At 40.8% G+C, this 25,756-nt stretch carries 20 protein-coding genes; 9 read left to right on the top strand and 11 right to left on the bottom strand.

What is annotated here, in order from left to right:
• Window positions 1–6: 6 nt before the first annotated feature.
• From B3H30_RS08150 to mnmD, 5 genes are all read right to left on the bottom strand, one after another.
• Window positions 7–1,458, bottom strand: coding sequence for a RagB/SusD family nutrient uptake outer membrane protein (locus tag B3H30_RS08150; protein WP_115046586.1), 1,452 nt, complete (start codon window positions 1,456–1,458; stop codon window positions 7–9).
• A gap of 9 nt (window positions 1,459–1,467) precedes the next feature.
• Entirely contained in the window at window positions 1,468–4,812 is a 3,345-nt protein-coding gene (locus tag B3H30_RS08145; RefSeq protein WP_286709652.1) for a TonB-dependent receptor, read from the bottom strand.
• Window positions 4,813–4,940: 128 nt separating this feature from the next.
• Window positions 4,941–6,137: a FecR family protein gene (locus B3H30_RS08140; RefSeq protein ID WP_286833876.1), complete on the bottom strand. Its 1,197-nt coding sequence runs from the start codon at window positions 6,135–6,137 to the stop codon at window positions 4,941–4,943.
• Between the two features lie 171 nt (window positions 6,138–6,308).
• On the bottom strand, window positions 6,309–6,890 hold the full coding sequence (locus B3H30_RS08135) for an RNA polymerase sigma factor (RefSeq protein ID WP_286709650.1): 582 nt from the start codon (window positions 6,888–6,890) through the stop codon (window positions 6,309–6,311).
• A gap of 122 nt (window positions 6,891–7,012) precedes the next feature.
• Window positions 7,013–7,678 carry a tRNA (5-methylaminomethyl-2-thiouridine)(34)-methyltransferase MnmD gene (gene mnmD, locus B3H30_RS08130; protein WP_286709649.1) on the bottom strand — a complete coding sequence of 222 codons (666 nt, stop codon included), beginning with the start codon at window positions 7,676–7,678 and terminating at the stop codon, window positions 7,013–7,015.
• Between the two features lie 259 nt (window positions 7,679–7,937).
• Between mnmD and B3H30_RS08125 the strand changes: the two genes are divergently transcribed.
• Window positions 7,938–9,188, top strand: coding sequence for a dicarboxylate/amino acid:cation symporter (locus B3H30_RS08125; protein WP_286833873.1), 1,251 nt, complete (start codon window positions 7,938–7,940; stop codon window positions 9,186–9,188).
• Window positions 9,189–9,276: 88 nt separating this feature from the next.
• On the opposite strand, the gene B3H30_RS08120 is transcribed toward B3H30_RS08125, so the two are convergent.
• Window positions 9,277–10,236 (bottom strand): lipid A deacylase LpxR family protein, encoded by a 960-nt coding sequence (locus B3H30_RS08120; RefSeq protein ID WP_286709647.1) that lies wholly within the window; start codon window positions 10,234–10,236, stop codon window positions 9,277–9,279.
• Between the two features lie 385 nt (window positions 10,237–10,621).
• On the opposite strand from B3H30_RS08120, the gene B3H30_RS08115 reads away from it, so the two are divergent.
• The 4 genes from B3H30_RS08115 (at window position 10,622) to B3H30_RS08100 (ending at window position 16,012) form a co-directional block, all read left to right on the top strand.
• Window positions 10,622–11,029: a cytochrome c maturation protein CcmE gene (locus tag B3H30_RS08115; protein ID WP_070560728.1), complete on the top strand. Its 408-nt coding sequence runs from the start codon at window positions 10,622–10,624 to the stop codon at window positions 11,027–11,029.
• A 19-nt stretch (window positions 11,030–11,048) separates the two neighbouring features.
• Window positions 11,049–13,508, top strand: coding sequence for a heme lyase CcmF/NrfE family subunit (locus B3H30_RS08110; protein WP_286833871.1), 2,460 nt, complete (start codon window positions 11,049–11,051; stop codon window positions 13,506–13,508).
• Window positions 13,508–14,269, top strand: a complete 762-nt coding sequence (locus B3H30_RS08105) for a Rossmann-like and DUF2520 domain-containing protein (protein ID WP_286833870.1) — start codon at window positions 13,508–13,510, stop codon at window positions 14,267–14,269. Before B3H30_RS08110 ends, B3H30_RS08105 begins: the two co-directional genes overlap by 1 nt.
• Before the next feature lie 186 nt (window positions 14,270–14,455).
• On the top strand, window positions 14,456–16,012 hold the full coding sequence (locus tag B3H30_RS08100) for an FMN-binding glutamate synthase family protein (RefSeq protein ID WP_075994264.1): 1,557 nt from the start codon (window positions 14,456–14,458) through the stop codon (window positions 16,010–16,012).
• Window positions 16,013–16,113: 101 nt separating this feature from the next.
• Here the strand turns inward: B3H30_RS08100 and B3H30_RS08095 are convergent, their stop codons facing one another.
• From B3H30_RS08095 to B3H30_RS08085, 3 genes are all read right to left on the bottom strand, one after another.
• Complete coding sequence (locus B3H30_RS08095) at window positions 16,114–16,557, bottom strand: MarR family winged helix-turn-helix transcriptional regulator (RefSeq protein WP_070560735.1); 444 nt, start codon at window positions 16,555–16,557, stop codon at window positions 16,114–16,116.
• A 352-nt stretch (window positions 16,558–16,909) separates the two neighbouring features.
• Window positions 16,910–17,686 carry an amidohydrolase gene (locus B3H30_RS08090; protein WP_046672799.1) on the bottom strand — a complete coding sequence of 259 codons (777 nt, stop codon included), beginning with the start codon at window positions 17,684–17,686 and terminating at the stop codon, window positions 16,910–16,912.
• Window positions 17,687–17,770: 84 nt separating this feature from the next.
• Window positions 17,771–18,739 carry a polyprenyl synthetase family protein gene (locus tag B3H30_RS08085; protein ID WP_145329940.1) on the bottom strand — a complete coding sequence of 323 codons (969 nt, stop codon included), beginning with the start codon at window positions 18,737–18,739 and terminating at the stop codon, window positions 17,771–17,773.
• A 111-nt stretch (window positions 18,740–18,850) separates the two neighbouring features.
• On the opposite strand from B3H30_RS08085, the gene B3H30_RS08080 reads away from it, so the two are divergent.
• Both B3H30_RS08080 and B3H30_RS08075 read left to right on the top strand, forming a co-directional pair.
• Window positions 18,851–20,020: a glycosyltransferase family 4 protein gene (locus B3H30_RS08080; RefSeq protein ID WP_286833869.1), complete on the top strand. Its 1,170-nt coding sequence runs from the start codon at window positions 18,851–18,853 to the stop codon at window positions 20,018–20,020.
• Window positions 20,017–20,346, top strand: a complete 330-nt coding sequence (locus B3H30_RS08075; protein ID WP_070560743.1) for a metal-sulfur cluster assembly factor — start codon at window positions 20,017–20,019, stop codon at window positions 20,344–20,346. The genes B3H30_RS08080 and B3H30_RS08075 overlap by 4 nt, the downstream gene beginning before the upstream one ends.
• 119 nt (window positions 20,347–20,465) lie before the next feature.
• On the opposite strand, the gene B3H30_RS08070 is transcribed toward B3H30_RS08075, so the two are convergent.
• Window positions 20,466–21,707, bottom strand: a complete 1,242-nt coding sequence (locus tag B3H30_RS08070) for a cation:proton antiporter (protein WP_046672803.1) — start codon at window positions 21,705–21,707, stop codon at window positions 20,466–20,468.
• A 3-nt stretch (window positions 21,708–21,710) separates the two neighbouring features.
• Complete coding sequence (locus tag B3H30_RS08065) at window positions 21,711–22,190, bottom strand: cation:proton antiporter regulatory subunit (protein WP_046672804.1); 480 nt, start codon at window positions 22,188–22,190, stop codon at window positions 21,711–21,713.
• Between the two features lie 525 nt (window positions 22,191–22,715).
• Here B3H30_RS08065 and B3H30_RS08060 point away from each other — a divergent pair.
• Together B3H30_RS08060 and B3H30_RS08055 are read left to right on the top strand one after the other, a co-directional pair.
• Complete coding sequence (locus B3H30_RS08060; protein ID WP_254667621.1) at window positions 22,716–23,054, top strand: carboxypeptidase-like regulatory domain-containing protein; 339 nt, start codon at window positions 22,716–22,718, stop codon at window positions 23,052–23,054.
• A 12-nt stretch (window positions 23,055–23,066) separates the two neighbouring features.
• Window positions 23,067–25,745: a SusC/RagA family TonB-linked outer membrane protein gene (locus B3H30_RS08055; RefSeq protein ID WP_286774679.1), complete on the top strand. Its 2,679-nt coding sequence runs from the start codon at window positions 23,067–23,069 to the stop codon at window positions 25,743–25,745.
• Window positions 25,746–25,756: the final 11 nt, after the last annotated feature.

Genomic DNA, 25,756 nt, shown 5'->3' with positions numbered 1-25,756 from the left:
ACGATATTAATATCCTTCATTCTGAACAATATTATTATTTGCATCAATTTCAACCCTTGGAATGGCCATTAAAGTTTTAAAAAATGTCCGATCAAAGGATTTTGTTTCCGGTCTCAATGAAGGTGAAACATGGGCAGCGCCCTTTCGTTCGATACGCATATTATTGCGCATAGCATCAAACAAACGATGCCCCTCCCCTACAAGTTCACGACGGCGTTCTTCCATAACGCGTTCTAAAGTAACTACACCACTAATAGATTTTGCCGGATTTGCACGTGTAACAATCGCATTCAAATACTTTAAAGCATTCGCATTGTCACCTAGCTTCACCGCCGATTCAGCAGCAATCAGGTAAGCTTCCGAAAGACGAAGCACCGGGATATCTGCAAACTCCGGGTTCTCCCCATCAGCTGTATTGCCCGGATACTTATTTAGATAATAATAATCAACTTGCTTGCTGGTATATTTGGTAATGATTTTATGACGTACATCGTTTGCATCATTCTTAATCAGATTCATATAATCATCCGACAGAATAATATCATTATACCCATTACGCCATAATAAATTGCCGATCCCCTCTTTTCCTGGCCCACTTTCTGTCTTTAGAACGGATAGTCCAAACAAAATTTCACTGGTAAAATCCTTTGACCAAACAGTGGCATACTCACTATTCGTCCACAGGATGTATTGCCCTTTTGTCGAACTCTGTGCCGCTTCGGCATCTTTAATGAATTGATTTGTCAGCGCAAAAGCCTTTGCATGATCTCCCGTGTAGAGATAAGCTCTGGCGAGTAGTAGTTGAGCACCAAATTTATTCAGCTTACCATTCTTTTTCGCTGCACTTAACAAGTTCACTGCGTTTTCCAGATCTTCAATCACCTGTTTGTAAACATCCCTAACCGAATTTCGCACCGGTTTATTGGTAGAAGCATGTTTCTCAGTTTCGATCGGTACGCCTAAAGAAGCGCCATTGTCTTTTGTGTAGGGAGCTCCAAAAACTTTCACCAGATCAAAATGGGCCATTGCTCTAAGTGTGAGGGCCTGACCTTTGATATCTCCCAGCTCTTCCGTCATTTGGCCTTCTGGAACACCATTTACATAGGTCAAAATACCGTTGGCATTTCTTAATACGCGATAGGGTTGATACCACAATGAACTAGGTGTATTATCTTTATTAAAGTCAAAAAGATAATACTTTGCAGCTCTTTTTGTATCACCATTAGCCAACATATCTTCTCCTGTCACATCCCCATAATAGGTCATTCTTGCGCCATAGTATTCATATCCGCGCATAATATCATAAATACCATTTAAGGCATATCCCGCATCACGAACAGATTTTATAGCCTGCGAACTTTCTGTTGATGTACTCGGTTGCGCTTTCTCCAACCATTGGTCACCGCATCCCACCAAAAGAGTGGAAGAGAGCAATACCATTGATAATATATTTTTCATAGTCTTTTTTTAGAATTTAACATCCAAACCAAAGGTTACTGTCTTCAATTTAGGGGACTCAAAATACACGGTACCATTTACAGGTACTTCCGGATCATAGTTTTTGTAGGCTGCAAACGTCAATAGGTTTACGCCCGAACAATATGCCCTAATATTACTTACTTTGAGGCGACGCGAGATCTGCTGTGGCAAAGAAATACCAAAAGTCATATTCTTCAATCGAATATGATCCGTAGAATGGACACGACGTGTATTGGCCACACTACTCATATCGTAAGTATTCCCGACCATAAACATCTCGATATCGGTTACGTCACCAGGCTTCTGCCATCTCCGTTCATAATACTGTGGTATATTATCATAGCCAGTTTTTCCGCCTAGTTCAGTCTTGCTTGCACCACTGTCATAGGAGTTGCCGCCAAGTGAATAAGTCCAGGTGAAATTCAGATCAAACATCTTATACCGGAACGTATTGGTAAACCCACCGATCAGTTTTGGATCGACACTTTTGTAAAGAATACGATTAGCTTTAGTATAATCCTCTGTAATATCCCTTGATCCTAAATTTGAAGGGTCATTGACATAATATTGAGGTACCCCAGTCTCCCGGTTTATTCCAGCAAACTCAATAAGATAATAACTATACCAAGGCTGGCCTATACGATGTATTGACGTACCATCGCGTAATTCCTCACTACCATCGGCCAAAGCTATTGTCTTATTTTTGTTCATACCGAAATTCAAACTCGCATTCCATTTGAACGCTTTGTCACGTAGAATATCTGCATTCAGATCCACTTCGATACCCGAGTTTCGAATTGCTCCAATGTTTGTCAGGTAAGATCCGAAACCCGTTGTTAAGGAGGTCGGCATATCATTCAATAAATCTGATGACTGCCTTCTATACCATTCGAATGTAAGTCCCAATCGATCAAATAAACGAACATCCAAACCAATATTAAGGTTATTCTGTTTTTCCCATCTTAGGTTTGGATTTCCGATCTGTGTTTCCCTGATCCCCGGATTATTCCCATACGGATAGCCAAATCCTGTTAAATCCATGTAGGTGAAATAACTTGAAGGCAAAGTACCGTTTGTACCATAAGACACCCGAATCTTTCCATCTGTCAGCACATCGTTCAAAGAGTCCATAAAACTCTCTTTCGTAAACTTCCATGCGCCTGACAGTGACCAAAATGTGCCCCAACGGCTGCTCCGATGAATCCTTGAACTACCATCCATGCGCACACTTCCTCCTAAGAAATACTTATCATCATAATTGTAGTTGGCGCGCGAAAGATACGACAGCAATCGCCATTCCGTATTCGACCCGGAAAGATCAGTGAGCACCGAACCATTGGAAAGTACAATCTTTTCTACCGAAGGGAAGTTATCTTTGGCCCCATCCATCCCATCTCTGCGGTAACGGTTGACTTCATAACCGCCCAAAACATCCAAATGGTGTTTCGCCGCAAATGTCTTGGTATAGGTCAAGCTATTACGCCACACCATTTGATTATAGTCGGTAAAACTTGTAGACAATGAACCATTTGTCTTCTCACCATCTGAAGTCCGCGGATCAGACCAGGAGTTGTATCGAGTCGTTGTATGATCTAAACTGAAGGTTGTATTGAAAACGAGACCATCCATAAACTTATAGTTTGCAAAGACGGTATTGAACGATCGATCTGCTTTTTCCCGACGGTAATTATACAATGATGATGCTTTCGGATTACGTGGACCATTGGAGAAAAAATCCAAAAAGAAGCTACCGTCTTCATTATATACAGGTTCGGAAGCAGTCAGTTTGTGACGTGATGAATAGATCGGTGATGTGTAAGTTCCGCCTTCCGAATTAACATCCTGGTTCACATTTGAATATAAAATATTAGCCCCAAGTTCTAGCTTGTCGCTCATTTTGTATTTCACATTCAAACGACCTGTTAACCTTTCAAAACCAGACTGATAAGACAAGCCTGTTTGATTGGTATAGCCCAATGATGTATAGTATGAGACTTTGGAATCCCCACCGGAAGCTGACAAGTCTGCGTTTCTAAACGGTGAATTGCGACGAAATAGTTCCTTTTTCCAATCTGTCCAGCCGCTCCAGGGTTGCGGTGCATATTTATCAATATTGTTTTGTGCAAAATCTTCAATCAATGTTTCGTCAGTCAACTTGTCGATATAACGTGCTTTGTTGCGAAGCCCTTCAAGTAGCATTTCGCGCCGTTGCGGACCATTCATTACCTCACGAAAATCTGTCGCTTGACTGGAAAGCCCATAGTCACCTTTGAACGAAAATACAGGTTTCCCGGCCTTGCCCGATTTGGTTGTGATCAAGATAACACCGCCTGCTGCCCGGGAGCCATAAAGCGAAGCTGCTGCCGCATCTTTTATCACCGTAATCTGCTCAATATCTGCATTACTCAAGGTAGACATGACATCGAGACCAGCATTGTTTGAACTGCTAGAAGAGATATCGCCCGACATCACTGGCACTCCATCGATAACAAAAAGCGGCCTATTGACTGCATTGATAGACCCCATACCCCGTATTCGAATATCCGTTGAACCTCCTGGCTGACCCGATAGGGAATTAACCTGCACTCCAGGTGCATTACCTTGGAGCATTGTCGAAAAATCTACTGCTGGTACATCTGACATACGCTCTGTACGTATTGTTGAAGCAGAGCCAGTATAGTCCGATTTCTTAAATGTACCATAACCAGTGACAACGACTTCTGCCAGATTCGATAGACTTGGATGCATGCTAACATTCAAGACATCTCCGTTCACTTCTACTTCTTTACGCTCATAGCCAACAAAACTAAATACCAGAATTGACCCTCTGCTTACAGCAATTGTATAATTTCCATTGGCGTCTGATGCAGTTGCTTTTTTTCCGCCCTTTACGGCTACACTTACCCCAGCAAGCACTTTGCCATCCTGATCGGTAATTTTGCCCTGAACAGGGCTTTGCTCTGCTAGCCAGCCTACATTTGTGAGCGGCGCATACTGCTCGAGACGACTGTTATCACTAATCTTCACAATAATAGAATTGCCTTCTTTGATGTAGCTAAGACCTCTAGGAGACAACAGTTCATTTAATGCCCGGTCTAAGGAGAGATTATTAAAATCCACACTGACCTTAGGACTATTGCTGATAATTTCTGATTTACATAATACGGTATATCCAGTTTGTTTTTTGATTTCCCGAAATACATCAACAATAGGACTATTCTTCTTTTTTATACGCACCGTCTGAGCGAAACTTCCAGCTTGAAGCTGCACGATACTAAACAAAAGAAGCATAATAATCATTTTCATAATAATGAGGTATTTATACTTTTTCATTACATTTGGTTGGTTTTGTTAGTTTAATAAACAGTTGAGTAAGTTTTATTATATCTCGAACCAATTTGCTGGGGAAGTGCCACCTTCCTCAGCTCCTTAAAAGGACGAAATAATGATTTAATGTATTCTTATTTCATCAATTTCACCCTCCTTCCTTCAATCTGAACTTTTATTTTATCGTCTGTCATTTTGATAATCTTAAGTACCTTATCAAAATTGTCCAAACGCGATACTGATCCCCATAACCTAATTTTCGACACACTTGGAGCTATTTCGATATCAATATCATACCATCTCGCTATTTGTGTCAATGCCGTTCCCAAAGGTTCATCGTTAAATGTAAACTCATTATTCTTCCAGGCAATACTTTCCTCTACAGCGGCTTGTTGAACAGAGAGTTCTTCGCCATTCACCAAAGCCTGTTCTCCGGGAACAAGCAGTCTTTCCTTTCCTATAGGCACAGATACCTTTACTTTACCTTCCAACAAAGACACTTTTGATTCCTGCTCTCCCGGAAAAGAATAAACATTGAAATGAGTTCCCAATACTTCGACTTTCTCTTTATTGGTCACAACCACAAAAGGTTTATCCCGCATCTTTTCGACCTCAAAGTAAGCCTCACCATCTAATTCTACAACACGTGTTTGGCCTATAAACTTGTTGGGATAACGCAAGCGCGTATCGGCATTCAACCACACCTTAGTACCGTCAGACAGGGAAATCTGATATTGCCCACCTCTAGGTGTTGACAAGACCATCATCTGTCCTTTATCTTCTTTTGTATTCACTGCAACCGAACCATCGCTATACTGGATCTTACTTCCCATTAAAATCCCACTATAACGCCCATCCAGGTCTACATGCGTTCCGTCGGCAAGCTGAAGCCTTGCCTTATTGGCTCCGGGTACAAGATCTTTAGCCAGGAGTATCGGATCAACAACAGTTTGAGCTTGTTCATCTTGTTTCATTTTCCAAGTCCCCAGCCCAATTAAACCGATGATACATGCCGCAGCAGCAGCATACAACCGATATTTTTTGAACCAGCTCACCTGCTGCTCAGTTGACTTTACGTCAATTCGATCTAAAATGGTCGACAAAACCCTTTCTTCTGCCTTTATTGCATCAGCCTCAAAAAGACTTTCATAAATTTTAAGTTCTTGCTGAAGGTTTTCTGGATTTTCTAACTCCATTAACATGCTCTGCAATTCTGGGTATTGTTCAAATAACAACCGGAGTTCCACATGTGTATCAGGATGAATTTCACCCTTTAAATAGGAGTTCAGAAGTGTTATAATGTGGTCTGTACCATGCATACTTTTCGTCATCGTTTCTTTCGTCAATAAAAACACGGCGACTCACAGAATCTTACATAAAAAAGTAAAAAAATATTAAACAGGTAAAAAAACAGCGCAGAAGCTTAGAAAACCAATCAGAAAATAAAAAGATAAGGGTCAAAACAGAATAAATAGCGGGGTATAAAATCGGATACGCCCCGGCTAATTCTCGCCGACTAAAGATAAAAACGCGAGGAGCGTTAATGCATTTTTAGTCCCCAACAAGGTTCGTATGGTATGTATCGCACGGGAACGGTTTGTGTATACAGCAGTTGGGCTCATTTGAAGCTCTTCTGCAATCTCTTCGACAGTCTTGTCTTCAAGATAGGTCATATTAAAAACTTCCCGTTGTTTTTCCGGAAGCTTTCCGACCTCAATAAATATAGAGTGGATTAACTCCGCATGAATCATTTTTGAGAAAACGTCGCGATCATCTACCAACAGATCCTCATAATTTGTCAAGGATTCATGGATGCCTTTAGAACGCTCCGACCGAATAACATTCAGACTCGCATTCTTTGCCGAAATATAGATAAAGGCCTTTAGATTTTCCATTGTATAAAAATCAGACCTACGCTCCCATACCTTAACGAAAACATCGGCCACGATTTCCTCGGCCACACGGTTTTCCTTCAGATAACCAAGTATAAAGAATAACAGTTGTTTATAGAATTTACGATAAATCGCAACAAATCCTTCCTGGCCATCTGTCTTCAAACTGTCTATCAACTGCGAATCTGTCATTAGTAGTAAAATATAAACCACAAGTGGTGAATAGGTTAGCGCCTCTATTTTGGGCTAAATTAGAAAACACTTTTTAGAATACCAAGCAGTTAACAATAATTTAAAGTCGACAATCGCCCTTCTTATAACTTAGTCGCACGAAGCATTTCACGCTTGCCAGGTGCACCAGGCGTCTTCTCTATTGAAAAGCCCAATGCTTTCATACTGCGTTTGAGGTTTCCGGTAATAGCATAAGTCACAAAAACACCGCCAGGTTTAACAAACTGCGCGATATGTCCCAAGGCAGCATCATTCCACATCTCAGGCTGATGCACTGCCGCAAAAGCATCAAAATAAACAACGTCAAATAAGCGATCCGATTGGAAATTCATCAATAAGGTATGGTCAATATGAAGCTTTAAGTACGCGTTAATCTGTACGTTTCCCAACAAAGCCTGCTCGTATGCATTCAAATAGCTTGCCCATACGGTCGGATGTACCGTCGCCTCATAGCCCGTTGCGGCAATAGTGGACAAAGGCAAGGGAAAGCCCTCTATTCCGACATATTCCACCTGAACGGATTTATCGCTAAGAAAGTCAGCTGTTTGCAAAAAATTCAACCCTGTCCCGAACCCAACCTCTAGGATCCCGACGTCGATTGCCCCTGTTGTTTGTACATAGTGGTCAAGCCCTGTTTTTATAAAAACATGCCTGCTTTCCTGTACCGCTCCGTGTTTAGAATGATAACATTCACCTATTTCCGCATTAAACAACGTTTTCGAACCGTCTCCTGTCGTTACAAATTCCATTTTCTTTAAATATTTCAACCAATAGATCCTTAAAAGCAATGCCTCATTAATGCTGTCGCTAAAGATAGCTTTTTAAAATTGATCACCTAGCACGCACAGCATATAGTGCCTTATGTTGATCAAAGATAAAAAAGCTAAAGGATGTAATCAAAGAAAGCCGTTCTTTTCGGCAATGCATTTCAATAATGAATAGATACGCATAAAGTAATTTAAAAAGATTACTTTAGCATCCTAAATACATTAACTATTGTAAAACCTAATGAAATATTCTGCAAAAACTTTTATACATAACTATGGAAGCATTTTACTATTGCTTCTTGGGATCAGTATTGGAAGTTTGATCGGCATCTTCTTTCCGCATATCGTCAACAATCTTAAACCGATCGGTGACATTTTCCTAAACCTCCTCTTTGTCAGCGTTATACCATTGGTGTTTTTTGCCATATCCTCATCTGTTGCGAATATCAATGGCGACAGTGTACTGGGAAGGATCATCGGCATGATGTCCTTCGTATTTGTACTGGGTATTGTCGTCGCCGGACTGTCAAGCATCTGCTTCCTTTACCTCTTTCCAGTAGATGCTCCACTGGCTATTGAACAAACAAACAAAATCATAGAAACAGTTGTTCATGATTCTTGGGGTGAAAAAATGGTCCGCTTTTTAACCGTTAGCGAATTTTCAAGTTTATTATCACGACAAAATATGCTGGCCTTTGTCATCTTTTCGTTCCTCGTTGGCATTGCTACGCGCAAATCAGGGGCATCTGCAGAGACCTTCCGTAAATTTATAAACTCGGGCAATGTTGTGATGGGAAATCTGCTCGTGATGGTCATGAACCTCGCTCCCATTGGTTTGGGAGCATATTTTGCCTATCAGGTTGGAACACTAGGCCCTCAGCTCTTTGGTTTTTATGCCAAACCTATCGGTCTATATTACTTTTTTGGAATCTTCTATTTTTTCACGGTATTCAGTTTATTCGCTTTTTTTGCATTCGGGCTAAAGGGAATTAAACGTTACTGGCAAAATAACATATTGCCTTCCTTGACCGCATTGAGCAGCTGCAGTAGCCTCGCCACCATGCCAGCCAACTTACTTGCAGCCAAGCAAATTGGAATCCCGGACAGCGTCGCTAGTGTCGTCATTCCCCTAGGCACAACATTGCACAAGCATGGATCCGCGATCGCCTGTATCTTTAAAATCTATATCGCACTTTTATTAAGCGGAAAGGAATTTTTTGATCCAGCCAATCTGATTATGGCGGTTGGCATTACTTTACTGGTGAGCATCGTAGCCGGAGGTATTCCTAATGGTGGCTACATCGGAGAAATGCTGATCATATCGGTTTATCAGATGCCAACGGAGGTGATTCCTTCCATTATGATCATAGCAACCCTCGTCGATCCCCTGGCAACAATGCTCAATGCTACTGGAGATACCGTGGCCGCTATGCTCACCACCAGATTGATCGGGCAAAAACTGGCTGACCCTATTCCCGAAAACCCAGGTTAAACAATCTCCAAACGAAAAACATTTGAACGCTGGACCAACGAAGATCCTATCAAGCGGATCCATGTGGGTCCTACTTATGGCTGGCTGATCAAAAACGGTAGGCACAAAACAACTCGCCATATTGATGCCGGTGAAACACCGATTTGAGCTCTTTCGAATTGAAGATGTAATTGATACCGTAATTGATCTTGTGGTTAGACCAATTGAAACCAATGCGGTGACTAAGCATCCAAGGCTGAATCGTGTATAACTTACCTATGGGATCATTTTTACCTCTCCCTCCTTCTACCGTTGCGCTGTAAAAAATACGAGACACGCTTGGTTGATAGATAAAATACCATTCTTTATCATTGTTCGCTCTTCCCTGTGTCAAATGCCCATGTGTAAAGGTGGATGCCTGATAGGATTTCAGCTTCCCCAACCGAAGCGGGGCCGCAATTCCCATATTGGTATTATTTAATCCAATGGTCCCCTCACCTATAATTCCGACATCGAATTGCTGATTTTGACTGCGATATAGTCCTTTTTTATAGATTGCACTTAAATCAATACCAAAGGAATTTCCAAGCTGCGTATCCCAACCAGTCGCCTCGTACATCCCAAAGAGATGATGGATAAACTTCTGTGCTTCTTCACCGTAAGATTTAGGGCCGATCTGCGCCAATTCAGTCTTGAGCTCAACAACCTGATCGTGCTGTAAAAACCGCGTTACTCCAGCACTAAAATAGAGGTAACCTGCAAATGGTCTATCGTATTTCTTTTCCTGCCGTCTATAGTCAATGATACTGATACCATTGTAAATCCGTTGGCCTATTTCAAAATCCAATACCGTATTTGAAGTCTGACTATCTGTTTTCCCTGGCAACGCAATCCTATAGTTGATATTGATACCATTGGTATAATAGCGGTCCTGACCGGTCAGTAGATAAACGTCATTGTCATTTTGGATAGCAATTTCCTGATTACGGAATTTTACCTGTCCAAAAACAAAAAAGCAGGGGAATATAACAGCCCAAAAGAGGCCTAAAAATCGCAAAGCAACACTCATATTAACAGGCAATTGTAAAATTCATGCGATATCATTAGAACCAAAATAGCAAATTTCACTTCAAATTATTCAAAAGCATTCGAATCTAGCTTATTTTTCCAATTAATTCAAACTATTTAGAATAGATATAAATAATATGGAAAAGTTGCATTATTCCTTTCTTAGCGAATCTATTTGTAATTTTGCATTCGATTAGGTCTCAAATGTAATCAATTTGGGATTTTAGTGAGCACAACGTTGTCAGATTTGGGTAATAATCTTTCTGAAAAAACAGGAGGATATCTGGCAGATTGGAATAGCTATTCATCGTTAAGAAAAAACAAACCGGGTGAAACGAGCTCATTTATACGATGAGATCAAACACTTATAAAATAAGTAAATACAAATGAAAAAAAGTTCAATTATTCTAATCGCTATCATTGCTGTCGCAATTGCCATGATACTTGTTATCTATACCGATTCAAGTACCTATTCGACATTTACCGAAGCTAAAGAAAAGAAAACCGAACTATATGTGGTAGGTCAATTGAATAAAGACAAAGCGCTTCATTATGATCCCAAAACTGACGCCAACAAATTTTCGTTTTTCATGCGCGACAACGAAGGTACAGAATGTGAAGTGATTTTTAGAGGCGCCAAACCTCAAGATATTGAACGTTCAGAGCAAATTGTATTGACAGGAAAAATGGACGGAAATGTGTTTAGGGCAAGTAAGATATTGATGAAATGTCCGTCAAAATATAACGATAAATCGGTCGTCACCGAGATCAATGCTACTGCTTTCAATAATTAATTCGTAAAATCAATTTTCAATGGACGTTAATTACGTTGGTGAGCACCTGCTACCAGGGCAGATCGGACAATTCTTTATTGTACTTTCTTTTGGTGCTGCACTTCTATCTTGTATCAGTTACTTTTTTGCAACAAAATACCCTGAAGAGAATTCATGGAAAAAAATTGCACGTATGGCCTTTTGGGCTAATGCGGTCTCCGTAGTGGCGATTGGTGCAACTTTATTTTATATTATATACAATCATCTTTTTGAATATAATTATGCCTGGGCGCACTCGTCCAAGACACTCCCTACCTACTATATCATTTCCAGTTTTTGGGAAGGTCAGGAGGGTAGTTTTTGGCTCTGGATGTTCTGGCAAACAGTATTAGGTTCTGTTTTGCTGTTTAAAGCAAAAAGCTGGGAATCGTCTGTCATGACTTTCGTCATGTTATGCCAAGCATTTTTAGCTTCCATGATTATTGGTGTGGAAATCTTCGGTCTGCGTATCGGTAGCTCTCCGTTTATCCTATTACGTGAAGCAATGGATATTCCAATCTTTAGAGAAGCTAACTATCTTTCACTTATCACCGACGGTAATGGTTTGAACCCTTTGCTTCAAAACTACTGGATGGTAATTCATCCACCAACACTGTTCCTTGGCTTTGCGTCGATGATCGTCCCTTTTGCGTATGCAACAGGTGCTCTTTGGACCAAGCGATACAAAGAATGGATCAATGCAGCACTTCCTTGGGCTTTATTTGCCGTGATGATTTTAGGCGCAGGTATTATCATGGGTTCATTCTGGGCTTATGAAGCACTTAACTTCGGTGGCTTCTGGGCATGGGATCCGGTAGAGAATGCATCAATTATTCCTTGGTTTACCCTGATTGCTGCTGTCCACGTCATGATTGCTTATAAGAATTCAGGCCACTCCTACTTCACCGCTACATTTTTGGCGATGATCAGCTTTGTACTTGTTATCTATGCATCTTACCTGACACGTAGTGGTGTCCTTGGAGAGACTTCTGTACACTCCTTTACCGATCTGGGAATGAGCGGACAATTGATCTTATTCAATGTTGTCTTTTTGGTAATCATGGTCGTATTTCTTACCGTCAAAAAGAAAGAGATGCCCATCACAGAAAAGGATGAGGATATCTATTCAAGAGAATTCTGGATGTTTATTGGCGCCTTGGTATTGACTGTCGCATGCGCACAGATCATTGCTTCAACATCAATTCCAGTGTTCAACAAGATCTTTGGCACCAAGGTAGCTCCACCTTTGGATCCGATCCAACATTATAACAAGTGGCAATCGGGTTTTGCAGTGATCGTTATGATCTTAACCGGATTTACACAATTTTTAAAATACAAACGTACCGATAGCCGCAAGTTTTTGGCTTCTACGGTAGCATCGTTGGTTGTGTCTCTCATTCTAACGGCTGCTGTCGTCTATTTTACGAAGACGTATACCAACCTGATCTATATTTTGATCACCTTCGCAAGTATTTTCTGTATTTTGGCGAATATCCGTGTATTGGGTGACGCTGTCAAAGGTAAATGGAAGCTGGCCGGCTCTTCGGTAGCCCATATCGGCTTTGGATTACTACTTATCGGTGCCATGGTGGCTGCAGCAACCAACGAGGTCATCTCGGTCAACAACACAGGTTACATTGCTGTATCGGGATTTGACAAGGTAGAGAAACCTGGCGACAACTTATTCTTGACCGAAGGTGAACCTGTACAAATGGGGGAATACAAAATAACCTATATCGGTGATAGCATTGTGGCTCCAAATACGTTTTATAAAATAAAATACGAGCGGATCGACGAAGAAACAGGTAAAGTGAAGGAGCATTTTGTGCTGCAACCTTTTGCACAAAACAACGCGAAAATGGGCGGTTTGATTGGTACTCCAGCGACCAAACATTATGTCACGCATGACGTGTATACACTGATTACCGCAGCTGCAGCTGAAAGTCAGGCAACACATGCGAAAGTTCCGGCAGAAGACAAAACTGGTTTCGAAGACTACGAGGAGCCGGCAACGTATCAGGTAAATATCGGTGATACCCTACGCTACCGCAATGGATATTATGTCATTGAAGGCTTAAACAAAGAAGCTCACCTGGAGAAAATTCCAAAAGGTCCTAGTGATGTTATGGTTGGATTGAAAATAAAAGTATTTTCGGCCGACAACAAACAGTATGAGGTACAACCAATCTACTTAATTAAAGACGGTGGTGTTTATGACTTCAATAAAGATGTCAACGAGCAAGGGCTTAAATTCAGATTTACGGGAATTAAACCTGACAAGGATAAACTGGAAATCATGGTTTATCAAAAGCCGCTTCCAGAAAAGAAATGGGTCGTATTTAAAGCCATTAAATTCCCATACATCAACTTTTTCTGGTGTGGAACGATTGTCATGACCATTGGTTTTATCATGTCCATTGTGAGAAGAAATAAAGAGGAGAAACGAAAAGCACTTAAATAATGAACATTGTGATCTTAGGAAGCGGTAATGCCGCTACGCATTTTGGACAACAGTTTCAAAAAACAGGACATCATATCGTTCAGATCTACAGTAAAACAAAGGCCAATGCAAATGCATTGGCCTTTGCTCTTCATTGCGCAGCAATTGACCAACTATCTGAACTAGACCTACATGCTGATCTTTACCTCATTGCCGTTACCGATCAGGCCATTGTGTCGCTGGTAGAAGCGCTACCAAAAGATATAAAAGGTGTTGTTATTCATTGTTCGGGAGCAACCGATCTTTCTGTACTGGCCGGATTTAAAAATGCGGGAGTCATCTATCCACCACAATCATTATCCAAAAATAAAGCAGTCGATTTTTCGACCGTCCCACTTTGTGTTGAAGGTAACACGGATGAAAATAGTGCCGCGCTACTTCAGGTAGCACAGACATTTGCACCGCGGAGCATCTATTGTAATTCCCAGCAGCGTTTAGCCATCCACCTTGCCTCGGTTATGGTCAACAATTTTACTAACATCCTTTATCAGATGGCCTACGAGCTCTTAGCAGAAAACGACTTGTCCTTTGATCTAATTAAACCAATCATCCTGGAGACGGCAGAAAAAGTGCAAAATCATATTCCAATAACAGTTCAGACAGGACCAGCGATCCGACAGGACAGCACAACAATGCAAAAACATTTGCAATTTATTAGCAATAAACCAGATTTACAGCAAATCTATCAACTTTTGTCGCAGGAGATTACTAAAAGAAAATAGTTTGTTAGAAACGGTTATAAACTTATCAAAACTTACCTCCAAGGGGTAAATATATCCATTTACTTCAGGAACTTTAGTACATTTGCTTCGTCCAAAAGCGCATTTTGGAATGCTAATTGAGTAATAAAATAATCAGTTGGGCTAAACATTAAAATAGCGAATTAAAACTAAACAATCGTATTTTCTATGGAAGTTAGAAAACTCATTCTTTCAATAATGATTGTGATTAATTTAATCATTGTATCATTTGGATTTATATTTACATCAAGCTGGTTTTGGCTGCTTATCATCCCATTTCCATTGCTATTGATCGCGTTATACCATAGTTTCCAGACCAAACATGCCATCCTACGCAATTATCCCTTAGTTGGATATTTCCGTTATATCTTCGAATCTATTCGTCCTGAATTGAGACAATATTTTTGGGAATCGGATATGGATGGACGTCCTTTCAACAGAAGACAGCGTTCGATCGTATACCAACGTGCAAAAAATCAACGTGAAACTGTCGCATTTGGTATGCAGACTGATCCACAGGCTGTCGGGAACGAATGGGCTGCACACTCTGTTTTCCCTTGCCATATCGAAAATCACGACCTGCGTACCACTGTTGGAAATGCAGCCTGTAAAAAACCTTATAGCTTAAGTGTGTTCAACATCTCGGCAATGAGTTACGGTGCATTGAGTAAAACAGCGATAACGGCATTAAATAAGGGTGCTGCACTTCAAAACTTTGCACACAATACCGGCGAAGGGGGAATCAGCGATTACCACAACAATGGGGGTGATTTAATCTGGCAGGTGGGTACAGGTTATTTTGGGTGCCGTAATAAGGAGGGAAAATTTGATCCGGAACTTTTCCGAGAAAAATCCAATCGTGAAAACGTGAAGATGGTCGAATTGAAACTTTCACAAGGCGCTAAACCTGGTCATGGAGGTATCCTTCCAGCGGCAAAAAATACACCTGAGGTTGCGGCTATTCGTCACGTCATTCCAGGAACAGATGTGATGTCGCCTCCAGCACATAGCGCTTTCTCCTCACCGACTGAAATGATGCACTTCATACAACAGCTGCGCGAGTTATCGGGTGGGAAGCCTATCGGCTTCAAAATTTGTATCGGCGATAAACATGAGTTTATCGACATCTGTCACGCCATGCAAAACACGCAGATCTTCCCGGATTTTATCTCCGTAGATGGATCAGAAGGTGGTACGGGAGCTGCTCCACTGGAGTTTACAGATAACCTAGGAATGCCATTATACGATGCATTGGCATTTGTAACGAAAACTTTGATTGCTTTTGGTTTGAAAAAACATGTTAAAGTTATCGTATCCAGCCGTATTGTAACGGGTTTCGATATCTTGAAAGTCATTGCCTTAGGCGCAGATGCATGTTATAGTGCTCGTGGTATGATGTTCGCTTTAGGTTGTATTCAAGCACTTAAGTGTAATGAAGACGTCTGTCCGGTTGGGGTTGCCACGCAACAGCCGCATTTATACAAAGGACTCGACGTAAACGATAAATATGTACGTGTTGCTCAGTTCCACCGCAACACATTACGTGCTACAGTCGAAATTATGGAAGCTTGTGGTTTCAAAACACTTTCGGATGTATCGGCAGATAAATTCTATCGTAAGGTAGATGCTATCCGGACACTAAGTTTTCAGGAAATCTATTTCGGAACTGAAGGCAAATTGGTCAATAGCCACACAGATTTCGAGAGCAAACTTTTCGAAGATTAACTGCTAGAAATTCATATAAAAAAGGTCCCCTATGTATTCAACATAGGGGACCTTTTTTATACCCTGATAGTTCCCTTATAAAATCCCCCCACTAAGTATCTTTATTTCAAATTAAACAATACGCGATGCAGAATGGTATTTGATAAGGCAATTTGATCGTCGGCCAAGCCCCCTAAGGCCTGTTCAATAGTATTTTTTGCCTGCTTCATTCCTTCATCCTTCATCTTTCGTCCTATTTTTGTTAAATAGATCAGATTGGACCGTCTGTCGTTTTTATCATTAACGCGGATAACCAAATTTACCCGTTCCAGGTTATTAATTAATCGAGTGACACTTGGTTTATCTCGAAATGTGCGAACAGCAAGCTCCTGCTGGGTAAGCCCCTCTTCTACCCACAGGTTATACATGATACTCCATTGTTCAGAAGTAATGTTTAACCCGGCCTCCTTGAGATTACGCTGTAATCTCCGCATAACTGCTATTGAGTACTTCCCTGTTAAGAAATTATAAAAATACTCTTGTGATACTAAATCTTGGTCTAACATATGAATAATGGTTATGGTTGTTTACGCAACTTATTTTAATAATAAAACGTCGTCTTTAATCCAATATGAGAAAAAGCTAAACGTATTCTGGCTAATAGTTAGCCTAAATTACGCTTTAATCTAACTGTCTCAAACAAAATTTTATCAACATGTCATAAGTAGATGTTGATAAATCATAACAATTTGATTTATACTAGACTGAATTTAATAAATAAAAAGGATACAAACAAAACCTTCATAACTTTGCAAACACCAACAGCAATTAAATCAAACTGAAGGTTCTTTCTGACCAATAAGATCAGGCACTCTCAGAAAAAATTAATGCTTGCAATTGTACCTAATTTAGAGGATGTTATCCGATTGTAAAAGAATCGGAATCTTTTAAGAAAGGAAATTTCTCACGTGCTTCCAACAGGTCGTTCGGATTTAAGGTAAAGGTATACAAGTCCTCATCTTCCGGTTTATAATACACCACGTCACCAAGAGGCGATATACACATAGAGCCACCAGAATAGTAAATATCATTACCGTCGTGCCCAACACGGTTTACCCCAACAACATAAGCTTGGTTTTCTATTGCACGTGCCGGAATAAGGGCTCTCCAATGTGCAGAACGCTTATCCGGCCAGCTGGCCGTATACACTAAAATATCATAGGCGCCATTTTGATTTTTAGACCAGACTGGGAATCTAAGGTCATAACAGATCATTGGGCAAATTTTCCATCCTTTGATATCCACCAGGATACGTTCATTTCCTGGCTCGAAGTACTCGCTTTCTTTAGATAGTCCGAAAAGATGACGTTTATCATATTTTACATATTTACCATCAGGGAACATCCATACAAAGCGATTATAGTATTTCCCACCTTCTTCGATAATCAAAGAACCGGCAACAACGCAGTTAAGTGAGCTTGCCATTTCAAATAGCCATCTTGTTGTAGGTCCATTTGCAGGTTCTGCACATTTCTCGACATTATTCGTGAAGCCTGTATTAAACATTTCGGGGAGAATAATAACATCCGTTTTCTCACGCAATGAGGAAAGTCTCAATGCAAGATTATTTAGATTCTTCTCGATATTTTCCCAGAATAAATATGCTTGAAATACGGTGATTTTTAAAGGCTCCATGAACGTAATCTAAAAATTTATTTAATTATTTTCTTACAAAAAAAACATTTACAGGCAAGATACGAATTTTAATAGAATTTATACTTATTGCTGTCTTACCAAAAGGTTATTTGCTAACACTAATAACGCTTCTTTGCGATCATTTGGTACATTCAATGCTTCCATTTTTTCAAATGCCCGTTGTGTATATATATCTTTCAATTCGTCGGCAGCACTTTTAATCGCATACTTCTCGTATAAGGCAAGCATATCCGCTACTTTTGATGGAGCAGTCGCTATAGATGTGTCCAATAAGCCTTGTAAGACTATCTTATCGTCGTCCGAAATTACCGCCATCAACTTCACCAATAAAAAGGTTTTTTTATTGATCATGATATCACCACCAACGATCTTTCCAAAGGTATCTGGATCTCCATATGCATCCAAGATATCGTCCTGTAATTGAAATGCTAAGCCGACATTTTCTCCAAAATCGTAGATCAGCTGCTGTTGCTGCTCATCTGCTCCAGACAAAATAGCACCCAACTGTAACGCTCCGCCCAATAACACCGAAGTTTTAAGACGGATCATCTCAAGATATTCAGGCATTGTCAGCGAATCCCGACTTTCATAATCCATATCTAATTGCTGCCCCTCACATACTTCCATAGCCACTTTACTCAAAATTTTCAAGGTTGCAGGCAGGTAAATAGGATTACACTTTGAAATTTCCTCATACGCTTTGACCAACAAGCCGTCTCCAGACAATATGGCAATATTAGCATCCCACTTTTCGTGAACTGTCGTTTTACCTCTTCTTAAAGGAGCCTTATCCATCAGATCATCGTGGATCAGTGAAAAGTTATGAAAAAACTCCACAGCTTTGGCTGCAGGGATAATTTCATCCATCTCTTGCATACCGAATAATTCGGCAGCCATCAATGTCAGCACTGGTCGAACCCTCTTTCCGCCCAAAGTCAATATATACCGTATCGGATCATATAAATTTGATGGTGTTTCAGGAAATTGACTTGTCTCTATCGCCTCTATCACGAGTTGTTGTAAATGTTGCATATATCTTTACGATCGAATCTTGCGAATATAGCAATAATCATATAGAAATGGCAATTTTGTCCCTTTAAAGGAAGTCACCTCAAAATTGTACATTTGTATAAGTCTTTTATTATGCGCATACTGATTATCCATACATTTTATCAAGATCCTGGTGGTGAAGACACTGTATTTCAGCAGGAATCTTCCCTCCTCGCGCAAGGACATGAGGTCCAAACGCTAACCTTTCAAAATAAAAAGGGTTGGCAGGGTGCATTACAGACAATAGGATCTTTTTGGAATATTTGCGCTGCTCAACGTGTCAAAAAAATAATTCGGACGTTTAAACCGGACATCGTTCACGTTCACAACACCCATTACGCAGCGGGCCCGATTATCGTCCGTACAATTGCAAAACTCGGCATCCCTCAGGTCATGACCTTGCATAATTTCCGTTTACTATGCCCTTCGGCGACGCTGTACCACCACAACCACCTCTTTTTGGACTCACTCCAAGAGGAGTTTCCGTGGACAGCCGTTCGACAAAAAGCATTTAACAACTCTATAGTAAAAACATTTCTTCTCGCACTGAATTACTGGTTTCATCGTAAAATTGGAACTTGGGCAAAGGTAAATCGCTACATCAATTTAAGCTCTTTTGCAAAGAACATCTTCGTTGAATCGACCTTGCACCTTCCGTCTTCTAAGTTCGAGATTAAACCGAACTTCGTTTTCCCTAATGCAATAGCGCCCGAGGGTACACAGGCACACTTCGTATACGTCGGTCGTCTTTCAGATGAAAAGGGGATATTGAATCTGATCGATACTTTTATCGGAACAGATTTTCAACTACAGCTAATTGGTGGCGGTCCGCTCGAAAATGAGGTCCTGAGAAGAATTAAAGACCAGCCGAATATTTCCTACCTCGGTTTTAAAAAAAGGTCAGAAATACTTTCCCTGATAGCCAAAGCACAGGCACTACTCGTACCATCGATTTGCTTTGAAGGTATGCCGATCACGATTCTTGAGGCTTATTCAGTCGGAACAGCTGTGCTCAGCTCAAATCTAGGCCCACTCCCCGAACTGATTATCCCCGGCAAAACAGGACAAACTTTCGATCCCCACAACAAAAACGATATCATCCAATGTTTAACGGAGTGGAGTACAAAAACGACAAATGAAAAAGATGAGATAAGAAAGACCTGTATTGCTTACTATTTTAGTAATTTTACTCCTGAAATAAATGAAGCGAAATTATTAGCGATCTATCAGGACGCTATTCACGATAAAAAACGGAATAAATGAGTATCATTATATTAGATAAACTGGGTCTAGCGCCACAAATCCAAGCTGTACTGGAAACAATTTATGATCCTGAACTGAAACCCGCAAATATTGTGGATTTGGGGCTTGTATATGAAATCATTACGAAGGAAGAGGGTATTGCAAAGATTGTAATGACGCTGACTGCTCCTGGCTGCCCCGTGGCAGGCGAAATCATGAATGAAGTTCAGGAAAAAGTTGCTGCTGTAGCAGGTGTCAAAGAAGCATTGGTCGAATTGACATTTGATCCACCCTGGACAAAAGACATGATGTCTGAAGAAGCAAAACTGGAGCTGGGTTTTTTGTAAAATTCACCGACTAATCAAACAAAACAGGGCTATCCAAGAATATTGGAAAGCCCCGTTTTGTTTGTATATGCTATATGCCTCTCCTAAAACATCGTTTGAGCTGTACCCTATCCGCAGGTCTATCTGCCCTGATTGTTTTCCAAATCGCTCAACTTTTTCAAAGGCTTGGCACTATTGGCATCCGCACCGAAAAGTAATTTCCAAAGCTTACGTGACTCTTTGGTCAATAGTGGGGATACAATGGAAAGAATGAGCACATATACGACCACAAAGGATTGAATAACGGGTAATAAAGCCCCTGCTTTACCAATATTTGCCATGATAATGGAAAACTCCCCCCGTGCAGACAAGGTAAAACCAATATCAAAGGACGTTTTAGGTTTCATACCCGAAAATTTAGCTGCAAAATAGCCCGAAGCAAGATTCCCCATCACCGTCACCAGCGCTGCAATCGAAGCCCAAAAGACAGCTCCTCCAAGGGACATAATGTCAATAGACAATCCGAAACTAAAGAAAAACATGGCCCCAAAAAAGTCCTTATAGGGCAGCACCATCGATTCAATCTTTTTGATGTATTGCGAATCCGCCAACACTAAGCCGGCCATCAATGCCCCGATAGCCTCCGCAACATGGATGGTTTCGGAGAAACCTGCCACAATAAAAAGTAAGGCAAAGATGATCAATATAAATAATTCAGAAGTTTTTTCCTTCAATAAGCGATCGATCGCAGGCACCAGTTTTCTGCCCAAAATCAAAAAGGCCAATATAAATCCCAAAGCCAGTAAGGAAGTTCCAGCTACCGTCCAAAACGAACTGCTTCCTGTCAGTATCAGGCCCGAAAGGAAAGAAATATGCATCGCTATAAACAGGTCATCGAACATAATCATTCCCATGATCACCTCCGTCTCCGGGTTGGCTGTACGTTTGAGATCTGTCAGCACCTTTGCAACAATGGCCGTGGATGAACTCGTCATGATACCGCATAACACCATCATCTCCTTAAATGGCATATCCATTAGCCATCCGATCAACAAACCTGAAGTAAAGTTCAATAAGACGTAAATTGTCCCACCGGTGACAATTGCTTTACCGGACTTAATCAGCCGATTGACCGAAAACTCAAGGCCAAGGTAGAACAGCAGGAACAATACGCCCAACCGTCCCATGAAATCAATAAAGGGTTTACTTTCTGTAAATGTTAAATCCACCAGACCAACCTGCGGAGCGTGCTGCCCCAAAACCATTCCTATAATAATGAAAAATGGAATAACAGAAAACTTAAGCTTATTAGCTATTAGGCCAACAATGGCAACAAGTCCTACAGCGATTCCAATTTCCAGAATTAAGGTATGTGATAGCATAAATTACAGTAAAATTTCCTTCAAAAGTTTAATATTATTCTTCTTTCCAGCGATGACAAGTGTGGTGCCTGGGCTAATCAAATAAGACGGTCCTGGATTTATAACCGTATCATCATCCCGTATCCCAGCAATAATCGATGCGCCTGTACGTTGACGAACTTCCAGCTCTCCAATTGTCTTACCAGCACCCTCATTTTTGCCTTCCACTTTGTACCATTCAATGCGTAAATCGTCCAAAGCAACTTCAATTGTCTCCAATGCTTTAGGCTTATAGGACAAGCCACCGATAATACCCGCAATCTGCCGAGATTCATCGTCATTGAGTGTCATGACGCAACGTGACTCATGCTCCTCGTCATCATAGCGATAAAGTTCCCGTCTACCATCGTCATGGATAACAACAACCATATTGTCTCCCGCATCGGTTTCAATTTGAAATTTTTTTCCAATTCCAATCAGATCGGACTCTCTTACAATAGACATAATTTTCTATTTAAATAAATACTAATAATATAAGCTTCATAACGTGGTATACCACAATTACAAAAGCAAGCTGAAGGTTCTTTCTCGCAAAAAAACAAAGACTTTGAGGAAAAACAGCATCAGCCCTTAGCTACTAAAACACAAATTTACCCAAAAAATCAATCTTAAACGAATCCGCAGGTAGCTAACGGGATGGGCTACAAAGAGCAAATTACCCCAAAATACTAAAAAAAGAGCAGAAAAACGACTCTTTTAACCGATTTCATCCCTTTTTTCGACGTATGGCATCGTGATGACATAACTGAACAACACTAAAAACGCTCGAGGTACATAGGCTATTAACGATCCGAGTTCCTAACAGAACAAATCAGCTTTTATTAGCTCCAATTTTCATTACAAATACCCATTTCTATAACGTTTTCGTAGTTCATGCAATCGTTTGTTCCAAGAAGCAATAGAATTGCCAAAGGTTTATTTCTTTATAATTGCCGCATTAAACACTTACTGAATCTAAATTACACACCTATGGTCAAAAAGAGTCATCTCATCCTTCTGACACCATTATCAATCTTGTCATTAGCGGCACCTATTTACGGGGTAGCGAACCCACGTAATTTAGTTGCAATAACCAGTCTTTCACCCTTTCAGCAGGTCGTCTCCGGAAAGGTCATTGATGAAACCGGGAAACCAATAAGCGGGGTTACCGTTTCTGAAAAAGGTAAAGCGGCAGCAACGACAACCAATCAAGACGGAATCTTCTCACTGAACGTCAGTTCAAAAAGTGCCATCCTAACATTTAACTCGATCGGATTTACCGCGAAAGAAGTCTCCGCGGCACAAGCAGCACAAATAACCTTGACATAATCCGAGGATGTTTTGGATGAAGTTGTGGTCGTAGGTTATGGTAAACAGAAAAAGAGCGATTTGACAGGAAGTATCGCTACAGTGGAAGCAAAATCCCTAGAACGAATAAATTCACCGAATGTTGTCGATAAACTTCAAGGTAAGATTTCTGGTCTAGCGATCAATTCCGGTTCAGCCAAACCTGGTGAAACAGCTTCTATCAATATCCGCGGTGAGAACTCGATATCCGCGTCCAATGCTCCCCTCATTATCTTGGATGGAATCCCTTTTAGTGGTTCCCTGGGTGATATCTCTTCCAATACAATTGCCAGTATCTCGGTATTGAAAGATGCCTCATCCACTGCAATCTATGGTTCAAGAGCTGCAAATGGCGTTATCCTCATCACCTCAAAAAAGGGTGCGGCAGGAAAAGCACGCATCAATTATAACGGTTATTTTGGGGTACAAAGTGTAGAACGTCGTCTTAAATTGATGAACGGCCCACAATACATCCAATTTATGCGTGATTACCAGGCTTCGAAAGGAAAAACCGGCGATCAGCTTAACCCAGAGAATTATCTTTTTGCCAACGTATTGGAACAATACAAAAAAGGGGAAGAAGTCAATTGGCAGGATGAAGTATTCAATAGCGGCGCTCCTGTTCAGGAACATCAACTCAGTTTTTCGGGCGGAACGGATAAATCCGATTATTATGCATCTGTGAGCTACCTAAATCAAGATGGCGTTGTAAAAAATACGCCATACGAAAGATACAATGTCAATCTGAACCTCAATCAAAGTTTAAGCTCTTGGTTAAAGCTAGGAATGACCATGCAGGCTTCTCAAGGGAACCGCGACGGCGTACAGCCCAACCTCGAGAGTGTTGTAAAACTTTCCCCTTACAGTAAAAACCGCGATGCCGATGGTACTGCTGTAACGTACCCGATGTATGCACAAACACTATGGGCACATCCTTTTGCAGACGAAAAAGGCCAATGGGATCAGACCAGAAGAACAGTCTATGCGAATACTTGGCTTGATGTGAAACTCCCTATTGAAGGATTAAGTTTCAAAACCACATTCGGAACCAACTACCGAAATATTAATGAAAACTCCTATTACGGTTCCAATACAGTTACAGGACGTGGCGTGAATGGTACCGGATCAATTTACAATGAGCATTTCTGGGACTGGACCTGGGAAAATCTCTTGACCTATGACCCTACCTTTGGTGACCATAAGATCAATGTCGTGGGCCTCTATTCTTCCCAGAAAACAAATTTGAAAACTTCAAAAATGAATGGAGACGATTTTGTATCAGATGCCGGATATAACAACATGGCTTCTGCCTCTAAAAATCTTAAGATCGAATCCAACCTTCAAAATACAGCGATGATTTCCTATATGGGAAGAATCAACTATGCCTTTAAGGATCGCTACCTATTAACCTTAACAGGTCGTTCGGACGGTTATAGCGCATTTTCTGTTAACAACCGATATGCATTTTTCCCATCCGTTGCAGGAGCCTGGGTAATTTCTAAAGAAGGAAATGTGCAGGATTATTTCGATTTATTAAAACTTCGTGTTTCTTATGGTAAAAACGGAAATCAGGCCGTATCGCCATATCAAACTTACGACCGTCTGACCAACGTCGATTACATCTATGGCCTTGATCCAGTCAAAGGACTTGTGATGAATTTCAATGGCCGTGGAAGTAATCCAACATGGGAAACCACAGCTTCATTAAACCTTGGCTTGGATTTTGGTATTCTCAAAAATAGAATTTCAGGAACGGTAGACTACTACTCCTCTAAGACATCGGATCTTTTATTAAGTGAACAGGTTCCTGTCATGAACGGTTATAACACTATTTTGACCAATATCGGTGAAACCTCAAACAAAGGGATCGAAGTTACCTTGAATGCCATACCGGTCAAAAATGACAATTTCCAATGGAACGTCAATACGACCTTTGCCTATAACAACAATAAAATCACCAAACTGCGCGCTGATGGAAAAAATGATTTGACCAATGCCTGGTTAATCGGAAAGCCTATCCGTATTTTCTACGACTATAAAGTTATTGGTGTTTGGCAAGAGGGCGAAGACATCGCAAATTCATACCAACCTAAAGCGAAACCTGGTGATGCCAAGTTAGCAGATCTCAACAACGACGGTAAAATCGACGCCAGTGACCGTACGATGATGGGGAACAAGATATCGCCTTATACACTTGGTATTGGTAATGATTTCACCTACAAGAATTTCTCCCTGTCAATCTTTATGAATGGAGCCTTTGGCGGAACGAAAATAGATGATTTCAAAAACATCGAACGTTTCTTACCTAACAACGGTGCCAATTACCTTGCCGACATGCCTTACTGGACGCCAGAGCGCACCAATACAGATATTCCATCGCCTGGATATACGCCAGTAAATAACCATACTTATTATATCAATTCATCCTATTGGCGAATTAGAGACTTTAGCTTGGGCTATACTTTTGACGGCGATTTTCTAAAAAGATTGAATCTCTCTTCCATTAAAGCATTTATCAACGCCCGTAACCTCTATACATTCTCCAAAATCAAAGGTTACAACGTAGAGGCATTGAGCGTGAGTTCGACCACAGGTAATCCAACAACGACAAATATTGCCAGTCCTTATCCTGTTGCAAGAACATTCTCATTGGGAGTAAATGTCCAATTCTAAACACATCAAAA

The organism is Sphingobacterium sp. UBA7038, from assembly GCF_002494055.1.
Taxonomy (GTDB): Bacteria; Bacteroidota; Bacteroidia; order Sphingobacteriales; family Sphingobacteriaceae; genus Sphingobacterium; species Sphingobacterium multivorum.
Note: the sequence above shows the minus strand (reverse complement) of the source record. Positions and strands in the feature narration are given on the sequence as shown.

Coding starts and splice junctions, on each gene's coding strand:
- B3H30_RS08150 (WP_115046586.1), bottom strand. CDS start 1,458: ATGAAAAATATATTATCAATGGTATTGCTCTCTTCCACTCTTTTGGTG.
- B3H30_RS08145 (WP_286709652.1), bottom strand. CDS start 4,812: ATGAAAAAGTATAAATACCTCATTATTATGAAAATGATTATTATGCTT.
- B3H30_RS08140 (WP_286833876.1), bottom strand. CDS start 6,137: ATGACGAAAAGTATGCATGGTACAGACCACATTATAACACTTCTGAAC.
- B3H30_RS08135 (WP_286709650.1), bottom strand. CDS start 6,890: ATGACAGATTCGCAGTTGATAGACAGTTTGAAGACAGATGGCCAGGAA.
- mnmD (WP_286709649.1), bottom strand. CDS start 7,678: ATGGAATTTGTAACGACAGGAGACGGTTCGAAAACGTTGTTTAATGCG.
- B3H30_RS08125 (WP_286833873.1), top strand. CDS start 7,938: ATGAAATATTCTGCAAAAACTTTTATACATAACTATGGAAGCATTTTA.
- B3H30_RS08120 (WP_286709647.1), bottom strand. CDS start 10,236: ATGAGTGTTGCTTTGCGATTTTTAGGCCTCTTTTGGGCTGTTATATTC.
- B3H30_RS08115 (WP_070560728.1), top strand. CDS start 10,622: ATGAAAAAAAGTTCAATTATTCTAATCGCTATCATTGCTGTCGCAATT.
- B3H30_RS08110 (WP_286833871.1), top strand. CDS start 11,049: ATGGACGTTAATTACGTTGGTGAGCACCTGCTACCAGGGCAGATCGGA.
- B3H30_RS08105 (WP_286833870.1), top strand. CDS start 13,508: ATGAACATTGTGATCTTAGGAAGCGGTAATGCCGCTACGCATTTTGGA.
- B3H30_RS08100 (WP_075994264.1), top strand. CDS start 14,456: ATGGAAGTTAGAAAACTCATTCTTTCAATAATGATTGTGATTAATTTA.
- B3H30_RS08095 (WP_070560735.1), bottom strand. CDS start 16,557: ATGTTAGACCAAGATTTAGTATCACAAGAGTATTTTTATAATTTCTTA.
- B3H30_RS08090 (WP_046672799.1), bottom strand. CDS start 17,686: ATGGAGCCTTTAAAAATCACCGTATTTCAAGCATATTTATTCTGGGAA.
- B3H30_RS08085 (WP_145329940.1), bottom strand. CDS start 18,739: ATGCAACATTTACAACAACTCGTGATAGAGGCGATAGAGACAAGTCAA.
- B3H30_RS08080 (WP_286833869.1), top strand. CDS start 18,851: ATGCGCATACTGATTATCCATACATTTTATCAAGATCCTGGTGGTGAA.
- B3H30_RS08075 (WP_070560743.1), top strand. CDS start 20,017: ATGAGTATCATTATATTAGATAAACTGGGTCTAGCGCCACAAATCCAA.
- B3H30_RS08070 (WP_046672803.1), bottom strand. CDS start 21,707: ATGCTATCACATACCTTAATTCTGGAAATTGGAATCGCTGTAGGACTT.
- B3H30_RS08065 (WP_046672804.1), bottom strand. CDS start 22,190: ATGTCTATTGTAAGAGAGTCCGATCTGATTGGAATTGGAAAAAAATTT.
- B3H30_RS08060 (WP_254667621.1), top strand. CDS start 22,716: ATGGTCAAAAAGAGTCATCTCATCCTTCTGACACCATTATCAATCTTG.